The organism is Microbulbifer maximicatervae (SeqCode), from assembly GCF_052468155.1.
The window spans coordinates 596,226-610,739 of the sequence record NZ_CP174335.1 but is presented as its reverse complement, the minus strand read 5'-3'; the positions used below and the strand labels follow the sequence as shown (position 1 = coordinate 610,739).

Below are 14,514 nucleotides of genomic sequence, written 5' to 3'. Positions count from 1 at the left end.
TTCTAATGCCCCCAGAGCCCGCTTCTCAGAGTGCCTTTTTCCGTCGCTTAATCTGGTGGCTGCTAGCTGGGCTATTGCTGGTGGAAGTTCTTCACTGGTGGGCAGCAAACTGGGTGCGGGTAAAAGCTGGCGACTGGATGGAGGAGCGAGGCCTTGAATTCCATGTGGATCACTTGCGCGTATCGCTGCTGAATCTAAGTGTTATAGCGATTGATGTAAAAGCTAAGAATCGCGAAGGGCGGGGATTCTCTGCTCATGAGGTAATGCTCGATTACAGCTGGTGGCAATTGTTATGGGGGCGAGCTCATTTACCCAAGGCATCGGTGAGCGGTGCCTATATGGACTTGCAATCTTACCCGGGTGAACTGTACCGGGAGTGGGAGGTGGGTGGTTGGAATCTTGGAGGTGGAGCGCGGCAGGATCGCGATTTCAGGCTGCTTATCGGTCGAGCCCAGATACGAGATAGCGAACTATGCTACCTGCACAAGCCTATTTGGAGCCAAGCTACCTGCGCAGCCATAGGCAAACTCCAAACCGATAAATTCACGCTGGCATTATGGCGCAAAGGTGATGTTCCCCTGAATGTAGATATTGCTATTGGGGATTTACAGGTCGGTGACTTATTGGCCTGGGAGAGAGGTAAATCACGATACAACACGGTGATAGGCAGCTTGAAAGGAACCCAGGTCAATTTTTCCTGGCCGAGTCTCAATACAGATCTTAACAAGTTTGCTGCGGAATACTTTATAGGGTGCCCGCCACAGCGTTGGGCCGATGCAATAGCAGGGCTGCAAAGCCTGATTGGACATTGCGCCTCCGCCCGCCGGCTTGCCGCAGAAGGTGATATGAAATTCGGGTTTGGCCGCAAAGCTCGTGCCCAGTGGCGGCAGCTCAATGGTGAGAGTGTTGTACTGAGGCACAGTGATCGCCTTTGGCAGGATTGGCGGGCCGGGGTTATTAGCATCAGTGAGTTTAATTTTGAGCGCCCGAAAAAGCGCTTGGGATGGAGTCGAGGCTTTGCCCAGGCATTTGATTGGTGTCCACGACATCTGCGTAACGCCAATTCCCACCTGTGTCTGCGAGCGGCTAATTTAGACCTGCCGGAAAAAACGGTTTTCGACTGGAACGATCGCTTAAAAATAAATACAGGGGCCAGTTCAATTAATCGGGGCTACCTTTTAGATATGGCTCGATCTACCAGCCATCCCATCAGGGCTAATAATGGCGTATTTGGTCCTCTTCAGTTTTATGCCAAAACGCGAATATTATCTTTTTCCCACCTCGCGATTGAAACAGCCAATGGGTGTGTACCGGGTGGTCTGTGGCAGAAGCCCGATCACTGTGTCTCTATGGTTGGTCTCAAAAGTACAGAGGAGTTTGCCTTTCAGTTCGGCTCTGCTGAACACAATATTGATTGGGGGCTTTCCAGCGGTCCTCTGCAATTGGCTCAATTTTCAATAGGTGCCAGAGGTCGTCCCAGAGCTAAACTACAGGACCTACGCTGGCAGGCCATTGATACAATAGGTCGTAACGGCCCGCTATCTGCTCAGGACTTTTTTATCCAGTCACTATCAGGGTGTTTGCCGCAGGACTTTCTCCCCTCGGATTGGCAGCCTTTGTGCGCACGTTTGAACAGCTTTTCGGGGCAGGGACATTTTGCCTGGCAGGGAAGTGAAGATGGCTATGCCATTTTGGGAAAACTGCGCCTTCACCGATTACTTCTAAATGATTCCGCTGGTGCAGGAAATGGCTTACTGATACAGCAGTTTGAAAGTGGCGATAGCTTATTTAAAAGAAAGGTTACAAATAATCCTTGGGTGGCGACCAGTCAGTTACCGGGTATTCCTCAAGGAGTTGGTGATGATAATTACGGCACCGAAAAAGGAAGACTGGATCAACAAAATATTGATTCAGATAAAAATCCTGACGATTTAGGGCTGGCCAGCATAGAAAACCCAAACCTGGAAATTAAAAACCTTGTTTTGAAGAAACTGGCTGGCTGTCTCACTGAAGGTTGGAAAAGGTTATTTTATCGCGCCAACAAAGGCCACGAAAATCTGCCAGTTTGCTTTGATATCCGCTCATTAGAGCAAAGGGAGCCACTCTTTATATCTTGGCAGCAGGGGATAGATCTTTCTGTAAAAAAAATATCCGTGGTTAGTGCTGAAGCAAAGACAAAAGGGGGCAGAAAATTATTTGACTTAAAAATGATAGAGCTACCCCTTGCCAGGCTAAGGCATAGACGTACACCAGACTCTGAATCTTATGTCGCTTTGCCCGGTGCAAATGCTGAGCAGTTGAGTGGCTGCTTTCCCGGCGGTAGGCAAGTGAGTTCACTAAATATTCACTGTGTAGATGTTGAGCGCCTTTCACTGGGAGATTACTCCTTCGTTTATTTCAGCCAACGCAATCTAATTGCCAATATGGATGACTCAGCAATTCAATCCGTGCAGCTGAAAAACCTGTCTGGCGCGAATGTTTTTGACATTGGAGGTGTACTTATACCAAAGCTAGAGTTGCTATGGTCCCGGGAAAAACCTACCCAGTCAAAAATTGCATTGCAGGATGTTGCTGCTGACAGAGTAACCTTGTGTCTTCCCTGGCTAGCAGAGAAGTATAAATCGATACCGACCTGTGTATTTGGGCAAGACATCCATTCGGTAGGGCATAGCGGTTGGTCGATCGAGGAAGTGGAATTTAAGGAGGACTTCGAAACTGTACCCATGTTGCAACTGGGGCGAGTATTCACTAAGAGAATGTCTTTTTCCTCCAATACTCTCGATTTTTATGGGCTCAATATCGATGATGTTCTGCTTTGTGGGTTGAGGTCTTATTCTTCTGAAAATAATGAAGATATGGGTCTTGCCGATTGCATTGAGACCCCACAAATAAGCTTTGGTGATTCCTGGGTAAAATTGGGTATAGATTCCGGCGCCCCCCGCTTGGATTTAGGACCGTTAAAGAGTAAGCCTATCGCGTTTTGGCAAAAGGGTAGCGGCTATTTAGAAGCTGGTGTGCAGAGCTTGGGTTGGAGTCGATTTATCTGGGATAGCGGTGCAGAGTTCTCGGTGTCGAATCTAAGCTTGCAGAATATCCGGGTGTGTACGCAGGATACGGGGCTTGCAGTAACTGTGGATAAGCTGAGTCGGGCCAGGGCAGGTGACTCCCACCATTGTTTTGGGGTTGATAAATTATCCATGTCGGGATTACAGAAAATCAAATTGTCACACCCCTGGTCAGTTCAAGGTTCTGTAGAATTGGTTGGGTTATCAATACCCAGGAAAAATTTGGGCCCTCTGAAAATACCAAAATTTGAAATTGATAATATCTCCTTGCAAGGGGAATCTTTGGCGAAAGCCTCTGGTGCGAGGGGATGTATGCCAGGGGGACTATTAAAAGACGAAAAGATTGCGCCCTGTTATGAATTTGGGGCCTTTAGTATTGGCAAGGCAGAAGGTATTAATGGCTCTAGCGGTAGGCAGCTTATCCTTTCTGGGATAAAAATAAGTAATGTACAGTTGCATGAGCAGAATTTTCCACAGGAATTGCCACTTAAACTTTTATCCGTATCCGGTATGGGGGCCGGGCACTTAAATATCAGTCGGCAGGGAGTTGACTTCAAGGATTTACAGTTTAAGGAAATTGCAGGATGTTTTCCCAGTGGTTATCTGGATCAGGGAGATCATTGCTTCAGCTTCTCGAGTTTAATGCTGGAGGGAAACTACCGCCGTGGTCAGGGGGCAGAACTTGCTGTTGTGAGGGTCAATGGCATCACTTTACTTTCACCCTCTGGGGAAGAGTTAGTGCACGGTGAGAGCATAACCTTGTCGCATTTGCTCTTTACCGATACCGAGTGGCGCTTTGCCAGTGGTGAGGCAATTCACTTTCATTTTTTTGAGAGAAACCCGGATAGTTTGGATTTTGATCGCCATAGATGGATGGCTGATTTTAAGTCCCTGTGGGTTGAAGGTTTGAGCTACTACCGCCCTAAGAAAACACTCACTGTTGGTTTCATCGACTTTCTGCGCCCTCGATTTATTCTCTTAAGGGATTTATCGGGGAAGTTTCCGGTAGCCCGAAAAATTAATGAACTGCGAGGATTTGGTGGTATTGACACATTTGCTTTCAGGGAGAAGGGCAGCCCACCGCTACTATATCATCTCGGTGACCTATATCTAAAACACGGCACTTTTAGTTGGGTAGACTATCAAGATGAATTCAGGGCCCGCTTACCGGTCCGGGATATCAACTTTAATCTCAGTGATTTAAGTAACTTAGCCGAACACCCCCCTGCGGTGATTGTTGTTAATGGAAGGCCTGGCGGATTTGGTGAGGTTCAGATAGGGGGAACTGTAGATTACTTGGGAGATAAAAAGTGGAATGCTGATCTTACCGGATATCTCACCAGCGTAAATTTGATACCTGCTACGCCTTATATGGCCAAGTTGTTAGGTTACAAAATCCTTCAGGGGCAGGGAGATGCGGTAGTTAATATTCGGGTATTTGAAAATGAACTCGATGGCTTTGCCGATATACGACTGGAAAAACTAAAAGTTCGCCGGGTGCGGAAAGATGATCAGCTACCGGTGAAGTCCACGCTGATTCCCTTGAATATTGCTCTATGGTTGCTAAAAGACGGGCGGGGGGATATCAAGTTTGGCATGCCTGTTAGCGGCAATATTCGCGATCCCAAGTTCTCCTTTAGTTTTGTATTTAGTGAGTTGCTACAAAAGGCAATTATAGATGCCTTGATAAGCTATTTGACTCCCTATGGCGTATATTTGTTGGCACGCTATGCCTGGGGGCGTTTCAGGGCGAAATCATTTGCGTCTATTGACTTTGAGCCTGGAAGTGCAAAGTTAACTAATTTAGCACTGACACAACTACAGCGTATGGTCTTTGTTTTACTTAAGAACCCTGACGCACGACCAGGAGTATGCGGCATCTCTAATGCCCGGGACTGGCAAGCCCTGTACCCCTATTCCATGGCAGGTATGAGCAGAAGCGGAAGAGCTCAAGTTGCTTTTTACCAAAACCCATCTCTGGAACTTCGTGAGGAACTTGAAAATTTGGCAATGGAGCGAAGCCGAAATGTCGAAAAGTATTTGATTGATGCGGGAATAGAGGCTTCAGAATTAATCCCTTGCGCACCTGACTATATTGGTAAGGATTTTGGTGATCCAAGGGTGGAATTTTCGAACTAGAGTTTATTTTAAATAATTCAAATAATGTCTGATTGCTGAGTGGGTTCTCTCGGGGAATATATAAGTTGGCCTGAATCCCCGTAAATAATCGTTAATGTTGCTTGATAAGCTGCACATATTTAGCGTCTTGAAAAAATCATAGGATTTTCATTAACTTTTTAGATGTTAGGATGAGTTTAGTACGGTGAGCTGAATAAGCAGTGATTTATTGTTTATTGGCTGTTTATTGCGGAGTGATTATTTCTTGGGAGGTTTGTGCACTATTTCACATTGCGATATGAAGCTTATGATATTGCTGATTTTGATCAATAGCTGATTAGTTTTCTATGGTAGATTCCACTCCCGATTTTGATATTGATTTTCTGAAGTAAGAAATACTTAGGTAAAAAAATGACTCAAGTACACGGAAGTTGCCTCTGTGGTTCAGTGACAATTAGCGCATCTTTGCCCTCTTCAAATCTGGGGGTTTGTCACTGCGGTATGTGCAAAAAATGGGGAGGTGGTCCTCTGTTGGCGGTGGATTGTCAAACCAGTGTTGAGATCACCGGTGAGGAACATGTCAGTGTATTTGATTCATCAATTTGGGCTGAACGAGGTTTTTGTTCAAAGTGCGGTTCGCACCTCTTTTATCGCTTAAAGGAAACTTTCCAGTACTCAGTGCCTGCGGGGATCTTTGATCTTCCGGCCGAGACAACAATGACCCATCAAATCTTTATCGATGAAAAGCCGGATTACTACGAATTTGCCAACGATACCCAGAAGATCACGGGGCTGGAGATAGTAACTGAGTACTCATGATAGTGAGTGCTCGCTATCTCTATGGGTATCTTTTAGTCAAGACGGAATATGCGCCCGGGATTCACTTTAGGGTTACTATAGCGTCCTAGGGCTGGATCGCCGCTTCCCTCAATGGTGATTTCAGCTTAGATGGGTACCAAAAGGGTCATCTGCATGGGTTTCGCTCACTGCGGCGGCTCTTTTAGCATCTTTGCGTTGGTATCCGGATGTCTCGTTCTGGAAGCACCTAATCTTTTAAGGTGCCGAGAGCATTAAGATGTAATCGGAAGGTAATACGGACTGGCGAAATTCCATGACTGAAACCCAAATTGTAGAAATTTTCCTGGCCAACCAATGGTGGTCCATCCTGGCGTTGGTGGTAATTGTAATTGGCGTAACTTTATGCTGGTTTGGTGGCCTGATGGCTGCGTTGACGGCCTTGGGTAACAAGCGCTGGGTTTGGGGGATTGTAACGATCGTCCTCGGGCCGATTACCGGCATTCCCTATGCATTGCGTTACAAAGAGGCGGAATATGCCCGATCGCTGATGCTGCGGGGTGTATGGGCCTTACTGGTAGGTCTGATTATCGCCGGGGCTATCTTATTCTTTGGCCGTTAAAGGTTAATAGAGCGCTGGTTTTCAGGTGTCCAGCGCTCCCTCCTTCGATCGAATCATCTCTCCACAGACTTTAGACATTTTTAATCAGGCGATCAGTGCGCAGGCGCTCCCGCTTATCAAAGAGCTGCCTTGAGGCCAGGGCAACGGCGAGAAAAGTGCCGAAACCGGTGCCTGATGCAATCGCAAAAAGAATCAGGATTTGATATTTGACGGCAATTGTAGGGGAGGTGCCTGAGAGAATCTGCCCTGTCATCATTCCCGGTAAAAATACTATCCCAGCGGCAGCCATGGAATTAATTGTCGGCATCAATCCTGCACGCATCGCATCCCGCCGAAACTCCAAGCTGGCTTGTTGCCAGGTATGCCCCAGCATCAAGCGATTCTCAATAATATCCCTAGAGCGGTGCATACTTTCTGTTAGACGGTCCAGGCTTAGGGCAACACCAGTCATTGTATTACCCAGCAACATACCTAAAAGTGGAATGGAATACTGGGGTTGGTACCAGGGAGTAGGGCCAATCAGTACGGCCAAACTTAATATGGTGATACTGAAAGCGGATACCAGCATTGATAAGGTGCCTACGGCAAAGCTCCAGCCACCGAGCAGACGATACTTTTGTCGGGCTGCCACTTGCTGCCCGGCAAATAGCAGCATTGCCAAGGCCAGTAGTCCCACCCAAAGTAGGGTACCAACTGCAAAAAGGGTTTCCAGTACCAGTCCTACCAGGGTGAGCTGAATAGCCGTGCGTAGAGCGGCAACAATTAACGATCTACTTAGTTGTAGTCGTGCTACATGAGTGCATACAGCTAGAGCCAGTACCAACCCCGCAGCCAAAGACAACTGCCACCAGGATAGGTCGATTACACTCATCGATGGATCTCCTGTTCTTTCAGTTGATTATCAACAATGGCCAGGTGGCGGTGAGCTATCCTTCGAATCTGCTCCTGGCTATGAGCTACCCAAATCGTAGGCAGCTCGTGCTCCTCAATGAGCCCTGTCAGCCATTGCTCTACCTCTTGCGCGGATCTGCCGTCTAGGTTGGCCGTAGGCTCATCTAGAAGAAGCGCTTGGGGTTTGTAGGATATTGCGCGAATAAGAGCCAGGCGCTGCTTTTCTCCCGAAGAGAGTCGATTTACTTGCCACTTTACTGCATTTTCAGGAAAGCCGAGAAGTTTAAGTGCATCATTCATAGGGGTTGCGAAGTGATCGCCGACAGTTTCTTCCCACCAGGCAGTCTGTGCAGGAACTAACATCACTTGTTTTCTCCACTGGTGTGCCGGGTAAGAATTTTGAGATCTACCAGCCAGGAATATATCACCTTCGTGAGATTCGAGATCCGCTATGGCTCTAAGCAATCGGCTTTTACCTGAACCAGATGGCCCAGATATGCAGGTAATTAGGCCGGGTTCCAGGGTAAAACTTGCGCCCTGTAAGGTGCCGATAGAAAGATCTTTGATTTTAAGGTCCGGCATGGATAGCCCTATAGATATTGGACACCAATAATTATCTCCGCATTGGTGCTCTGAGTGAAGTATTTATAGCTCTATTGAATGTTTATAATTTCTGCGTGGATAAGAAACCTTCATTTGGTTCTATCGTTTAAAAAATATCAATATAAGAAATTGTATTTCTTGCTTAATAAGGAACCATGTTGAGAAAATTAATTATTTTTCTGATGTTTTCCTATAGAGTTGTGACCAAAATATGATTATTCCTTATAGGTACTACTTTTAGTTGTTCAACATAGCTGAATCGAAAATTTTATGTTCTAAGACTATCCATTATAGACTTTATGAAAATCATATTTATAGTCAGGATAATATAGATTTTTATATGGTGAGTTGTTTAGCATTAAATTAAGTTTGTGGGTTGTGCGATATAAGTTATAGATTTTGCATTTTTCTTAATGATGTTTCTCGGGCTATACGCGAGCCCTTCTATAAATATATTTAACATGTATATCTGCTTCTGTTATATGCGAATTTATTTAATTAATAAATTTGGTGGTAATGCGGGTTGGTGGAAAATTTTTGTTGTTGAATTAAATTAATTGCCATGTTAGAAAGCGTGCGAATTTTATCCTGTTGTATTGTTTTATTGCGGTGAACGTATGTGGATGGATGTAGCAGGCTAAAGGGATAAATTATAAAAATATAGGAAGGGAATAAATGAAATACTCGTCGAAATCGACAGCTGTTATGGGATTGGCACTAGTTGCTGGGCTGTCGTTGCACTCTCCTGCTAGAGGCGAATCTGGAGTCACAGATAAGTTGTCTGGCAATGAATTGATAGTTGCATCAAAACTAGATGGAGCTAGTGCACTGGATTTTTCTACTAGAATTGGTACTCAAGTAGAAGGTCAGCTGCTAGTAGATGCTATTCGTAAGCAGCTTTATTATAACGAAGCTGATTCAGTAAGTGCTGAGGCAGAGGATCCGCAAGGTGGGGTTTATTCTCGCGATAATGCAGCATTCCGTTATTTAGATTTAATGTATAGCTTGGATGGTACATCTGAAGAAGTCATCAATAGCTATCTTAGCAGTGTCTCTCCCAAAGAGTTTTCTGATTTATATGGCGATCCCGAGCGTGCACGTACTTCTGTTGCTGAAGCTCTGATTTATGAACAGTTAGAGTTATACCCCACGAATTTAGAGCTGCAACAGTCGTTGCTGGATCTTTATTACGATCGGGCGGTCGCAGAAATTGTTCACGCCAATATTGCTCTGGATAAGGCGCTGTCCAGTCGTTTGAATGGAGAGCTGGCTGCTATTGAAATTGAGCATGTCGGGAATGCCTTTACCCTGCTCAATAGTGCTTTCGTTGAGTATGTGGCTCTTGTAGAGAATACGCCCACTTATCTGCAGCAATTGACCAGTTCTCGGGGGCAAGTTAGCCCTCGATATTATGATTCCATAACAAATACCCAAAACGATGTCGCCCCAGCCGGTGTCTTGCCTGGCGAGTACAAAGATATCACCTTGCTGTACCAGTTAATGAGTAATCTCGCGGCTGTAAAAGTACAGCAGGCAGGTTTATTGATAGAGTCAGACCAGCTTAACTCTTCCCTGTCTACTCAAATGATCGATGAGATTTTATCTCTGCAGAATACTCTGGTAGCCAAGGAAGCTGAGTTACGCACTCTATTCTCCGGCACTGATTTTACTGAAGTCTCTTCGCATTCCGGCTTACCTCAGGCGGTAGAGCAGTGGCATTTTCAACTTGATCAGCTGGAAAATGCTATGTCCTGGCTTGCCGGTGATACCAACTTCCTCGGTATGTCGAAGTTAGCTGTGCCACACGGCTTTAGCAGCGATACACATTTTGATGCTTTCAATATATTGAGTGAGTTCCTCGATAGGGAAGATACAGGCTTTATCGTGCGGGCAGAAAGCAACCTTGCTGCTGCCAAGTTGGATTATGATAACTACCTCCATAATGCCCAGGCATTAACGGACGCCTATATTGGGCGCCATGAACTGTCGTCTAATAAATTATACAGTTTGTTAGGTGCCAGATTTCCAAGTAGTTGCTATGAAAAAAACTGTGTAGATATCACCAGTGAGGCTCGAGACAATAGTGAAGTAGCTGCTTGGTCGCGGAATGTAGAAAGTGTTCAAAATTCTATCACCCTAAGTCTTCAGCGGCTTGATAATCGCCTGGCAAAAATCGAGTTGGAAGTGGAGCGCTTAGCGCAAGATGCTGGTGTTGCAGATGGTTTTGAGAAGATTGTTGTGGATTATCATTCGCAGCAGAGCTCACTTGGCCAACAGATTAATCGCATTCGCCAGAAGCAAGAAGTGTTCAACTCCCACTCGGTATTATTCGAATCTCTATCTATAGCAGCTCAAAATTACATGAGTAGTAGCTGGGATGCCGTTGGTGAACTTTCAGATCGTTTGGTTGCGGTTAACAACTCTATTGACACCCTTGATGATTTTACTTTGCCCGAAGCTGCGAACGTGACTCTTGCAGCTGAGCACCGTGCGTCTCTGTATGATAGCAGCGGTAAAATTCTGCAAGCTGGTAGTCAGTACCGCCTGGAAAGCTTATGGCTCGAAGTGAATGCTATTGTTTTGGAACTCGCCCAGAGTGAAGCGACACTGGTGCAGGAAGCAAAACGTCTCTCTGTTATTTTGAATCAGGCCAAAAGCTTGATCGCGGTTGCAACCAGTGACGCCCCAATGGCCGCTCAGCGCTATTTTGCAGACTTGATTTATTCTCGTCGAATTACAGAGACGGCCTTAAAAGCGACCAGTGATTTTGATCGGGCACAACAGTGGCTTTTCTATACTGCCGAGGCCCTGGAGTACAAATGGCAAAAACCTTTCGCTGTTCGTGATGTAGATATCAGCAAAGGCTCTGTATTCCATCTGCGCAGTGCTGGGGATATGTGGGATTTTTACGGCAAAATGATGGATTTTGACTCGCCGGGTATAGCTACTTCTCATCAGGAGAGAGATGTCTTTTCCATCAAAGAGGATGTATTCGGATACAGGGATAGTATTAACGGTAGAGAGCAAACCTATTTACACCCAGATCCGAATCAGCAAAACGGGCCCCGCTTAAGCGCCCGAGAGGCCTTCCAAGAACAGCTGAAATTACTGGCGCGCACTTTCGGGTCAGACACCTGGGTTACAATCGAGTTTAGTACGGTTAAAGAACCTGTTAGGAGTGACCTTTTCACTGGACCGATTATCAGTGAAGTAGATGGGGAGAGCTGTATCGCGGTTGCTGGTGCCTATGGGGATAAGATTGAAACAGTAGAGCTTAATATCCCCATTCTCTATAGCACTAGTGGTGAAGTTCAAACCCCGGCTTACCTTACCTATGGTGGTGCCAGTGTTGTGCGGGATTCTCTCCCTGGAAATGAAGTTATCACTGATGAAGGTGCTGCTGGGGTTGAGGGAGAGTTCAACACTTACAGTGCGCTGTTCTGGGATGCCGCAGGACTTTCTCAGCTGGCTGCTGTTCGCAATAGTTATCGTGTACCTATGAGTGCGGCTCTGGATGTATTTGGATCTGGAGCGGGTTCTATCAATACGGTTACGAATAAATTTAAAGAACGCAGTGTGGCAGCGACAGGTTGGCGTTTATCCTTCTTATTGGAGGATATCTACGGTTCAGTGGTGGATGTTGAAGCAATTAGGGATGTAGAGCTGATTTTTGAGCATCGCTTTAAGGCCAGTAACTACTCCTCATGTGCTGGTGGCGACCCCTCTGGCCCTCTGTAAAAAGTAACAATGCTTTTGGTGATACATAACTTCAAAAAGGGATTGCGCAATTGCCGCAATCCCTTTTTTGCTTTAGTCACTGCGTTCCCGGCAGGAAAGGGGAGCCGACACAAGGTCTTTTATTTACCTATTCCTTCCTAATGCAATAACTGAGTAGTGCCATTTTGCATAGAACTAAAGCAGTTCGAGAGTGAGGACTATGCCAATCCCCTTTGCCAGATAGTGCTTCATTACCAGCTCCCTTTGAACCTCCCGCCTCAGTCCGCCATAATCCGCCCCTTCCGAACAAAATAACGAGTGCTGTATGACCGACACCTCTGTTTATGAGGCCACAGAGCGCCTGCCGTTAAAGGAGTACACCGAAAAGGCGTACCTGGATTACTCCATGTATGTGATCCTGGACCGCGCCCTGCCGAATATCGGTGACGGCCTTAAGCCTGTACAGCGGCGTATCGTGTACGCCATGAGTGAGCTGGGCCTGAAGAATACTGCCAAGTATAAGAAGTCCGCGCGCACCGTTGGTGATGTGATCGGTAAGTACCACCCGCACGGCGATAGCGCGGTGTACGAGGCGATGGTACTGATGGCGCAACCGTTTAGTTATCGCTACCCCCTGATTGATGGCCAGGGCAACTGGGGCTCGCCGGATGATCCAAAGTCCTTTGCCGCGATGCGTTACACCGAGTCGCGCATGGGGAAATATTCGGAAGTGCTGCTGTCGGAGTTGGGGCAGGGCACTGTGGACTGGCAGCCCAACTTTGACGGCACCATGGATGAGCCCTGCGTACTGCCTGCGCGGGTGCCCAATATTCTATTGAACGGTACCACCGGTATTGCCGTGGGTATGGCTACGGATATTCCCCCGCATAACTTGCGCGAAGTGGTCAACGCGACTGTAGAGCTGCTGGAGAATCCCAAGGCCACAGTAGAAGAGCTGTGTGAGCATATTCTCGGCCCGGATATGCCCACTGAGGCAGAGATTATTACGCCGCGGGATGATATCCGTAAGATTTACACCTCCGGTCGCGGTTCTATCAAGATGCGCGCCCTGTGGAGTAAGGAAGACGGCGATATTGTCATTACTGCGCTGCCCCATCAGGTGAGCGGTGCCAAGGTGCTGGAGCAGATTGCCCAGCAGATGCAGGCGAAGAAGCTGCCCATGGTGAGCGACCTGCGCGATGAGTCGGATCACGAAAACCCGACGCGCTTGGTAATTGTGCCGAAATCCAATCGGGTGGATATGGAATCGGTGATGAATCACCTGTTTGCCACTACCGATCTTGAGCGCAACTACCGTGTCAATATGAATATGATCGGTATCGACGGGCGCCCGCAGGTGAAGTCCCTCGATAAAATCCTGCGGGAGTGGCTGACTTTCCGCGCCACTACCACCCGCCGTCGTCTGCAGTTCCGTTTGGATAAAGTTGAGAAGCGCCTGCACCTGTTGGCAGGTTTGCTGGTTGCCTTCCTCAATATTGATGAAGTGATCGAAATTATCCGTACCTGTGACGAGCCCAAGCAGGAGCTGATGGATCGCTTTGAGCTCACGGATATCCAAGCGGACTACATTCTCGATACCAAGCTGCGCCAGTTGGCACGCCTCGAAGAGATGAAGATTCGCGGTGAGCAGGCGGAGCTGGAAAAAGAGCGCGATACCCTCACCAAGACCCTGAATAGCGAGCGTCGCCTCAAGACCTTGATCAAGAAAGAGCTTCTGGCCGCAGCCAAAGAGTTTGGCGACGACCGCCGTTCCCCGATTGTGGCTCGTGAAGAGGCCAAGGCGTTTAGTGAATCTGAGCTGCTGTCTTCAGATCCCATCACCGTTATCGTTTCTGAGAAAGGTTGGATTCGCGCGGCCAAGGGCCATGAAATTGATGCGGCAGCGCTCAGTTATAAGGCAGGGGACAGTCTCGGTTTTGCCGCGCGGGGCAAGAGTAACCAGCCCGCGTTATTACTCGATAGCACTGGTCGCAGTTACTCCATTGCCTCCCATACTTTGCCTTCGGCACGGGGGCAGGGCGAACCCCTCAGCGGGCGTATCAACCCCCCCTCCGGTGCCACCTTTGAGGGCTTGTTGATGGGCCCTGATGAGCAGCGAGTGTTACTGGCTTCCGATGCGGGCTATGGCTTTATCGCCAAGCTCTCTGATTTGCAGTCGCGCAATAAGGCAGGTAAAGCCATGCTGACCCTGCCCAAGGGAGCCCAGGTGCTTTCCCCTCAATTGCTGGAGAGCCTCGATGATGTTCTGCTGGCAGCGGTGACCACCGAGGGGCGCATGTTGGTGTTCCCGGTGACTGAATTGCCGGAATTGTCCAAAGGCAAGGGTAACAAGATTATCAATATCACTTCGGCCCGAGCTGCGGCCCGCGAAGAGGTGGTCATCGGTGTTGCTGTATTGAAGGGCAGGGATCAACTGGTCGTTCACGCCGGTAAGCGCCATACCAAGATCAAGATCTCGGAGATGGATCACTATCGCGGCGAGCGTGGCCGGCGCGGCAACAAGCTGCCCCGGGGCTTCCAGAAGGTCGATAAGATTGAGGTTCTGGAGAAATAGATCCATCCCGGATGCAGGTCGAAAGGGCGGTCCTAGTGACCGCCTTTTTTAATGGGGTTTTGGGATATTGATAACTCACACATTGATGAAATAATAAGCAGGCTTATAATGAGCGGCCTTAGACAGGG

General features: G+C 47.6%; 7 protein-coding genes. 5 read left to right on the top strand and 2 right to left on the bottom strand.

Going from position 1 to position 14,514, the window contains the following annotated elements; genetic code table 11:
* Positions 1 to 5: 5 nt before the first annotated feature.
* The 3 genes from ACJJIY_RS02465 to ACJJIY_RS02455 all read left to right on the top strand — a co-directional run bounded on the left by ACJJIY_RS02465 (position 6) and on the right by ACJJIY_RS02455 (position 6,600).
* Positions 6 to 5,204, top strand: a complete 5,199-nt coding sequence (locus ACJJIY_RS02465) for a DUF748 domain-containing protein (protein ID WP_445359016.1) — start codon at positions 6 to 8, stop codon at positions 5,202 to 5,204.
* Positions 5,205 to 5,594: 390 nt separating this feature from the next.
* Positions 5,595 to 6,002, top strand: a complete 408-nt coding sequence (locus ACJJIY_RS02460) for a GFA family protein (RefSeq protein ID WP_445359015.1) — start codon at positions 5,595 to 5,597, stop codon at positions 6,000 to 6,002.
* Positions 6,003 to 6,294: 292 nt separating this feature from the next.
* On the top strand, positions 6,295 to 6,600 hold the full coding sequence (locus ACJJIY_RS02455; RefSeq protein WP_282931129.1) for a hypothetical protein: 306 nt from the start codon (positions 6,295 to 6,297) through the stop codon (positions 6,598 to 6,600).
* Between the two features lie 70 nt (positions 6,601 to 6,670).
* On the opposite strand, the gene ACJJIY_RS02450 is transcribed toward ACJJIY_RS02455, so the two are convergent.
* Both ACJJIY_RS02450 and ACJJIY_RS02445 read right to left on the bottom strand, forming a co-directional pair.
* Entirely contained in the window at positions 6,671 to 7,471 is an 801-nt protein-coding gene (locus ACJJIY_RS02450) for an ABC transporter permease (protein ID WP_444934272.1), read from the bottom strand.
* Positions 7,468 to 8,073, bottom strand: a complete 606-nt coding sequence (locus ACJJIY_RS02445; protein ID WP_445359014.1) for an ABC transporter ATP-binding protein — start codon at positions 8,071 to 8,073, stop codon at positions 7,468 to 7,470. Before ACJJIY_RS02445 ends, ACJJIY_RS02450 begins: the two co-directional genes overlap by 4 nt.
* Positions 8,074 to 8,769: 696 nt before the next feature.
* On the opposite strand from ACJJIY_RS02445, the gene ACJJIY_RS02440 reads away from it, so the two are divergent.
* Positions 8,770 to 11,832 carry a hypothetical protein gene (locus ACJJIY_RS02440; protein WP_445359013.1) on the top strand — a complete coding sequence of 1,021 codons (3,063 nt, stop codon included), beginning with the start codon at positions 8,770 to 8,772 and terminating at the stop codon, positions 11,830 to 11,832.
* Between the two features lie 304 nt (positions 11,833 to 12,136).
* Positions 12,137 to 14,386 carry a DNA topoisomerase IV subunit A gene (gene parC / locus ACJJIY_RS02435; RefSeq protein WP_282931134.1) on the top strand — a complete coding sequence of 750 codons (2,250 nt, stop codon included), beginning with the start codon at positions 12,137 to 12,139 and terminating at the stop codon, positions 14,384 to 14,386.
* The last annotated feature ends 128 nt before the right edge of the window (positions 14,387 to 14,514 follow it).